The sequence below is a fragment of the Halomonas sp. ND22Bw genome (assembly GCF_003011945.1).
GTDB lineage: Bacteria > Pseudomonadota > Gammaproteobacteria > Pseudomonadales > Halomonadaceae > Halomonas > Halomonas halophila.
On record NZ_PXWD01001946.1, the window covers coordinates 1 to 229 of the forward strand.

At 63.8% G+C, this 229-nt stretch carries 1 protein-coding gene; it reads right to left on the reverse strand.

The genetic code is table 11. The annotated features are described in order from the left end of the window. Positions 1 to 229 (reverse strand): hypothetical protein (locus CVH10_RS26485; protein WP_181244787.1); only part of this gene is annotated, 229 nt, incomplete at both ends.

Consider the following 229-nt stretch of genomic DNA (forward strand, 5'->3'; position numbering starts at 1 on the left):
GCGACTGTGACGCGGGAGGCCTCGAACCACTGTCCGTCGCCGAGTTCGTGGGTCCAGATCCGCCACCATGACCCTTCGCCGCCGATCAACCGGACAAAGATCGTCATCACGGCGAAAACCAAGCCAGCGGTCAGCCCGATCCCGAGACTTGTGAAAACGATCAGGCGGCGCCCGTCCTTCTTGTCCAGCCAGCGCACCCTGGGCGCCGCCGGAATTGTTTCGTCTGAGC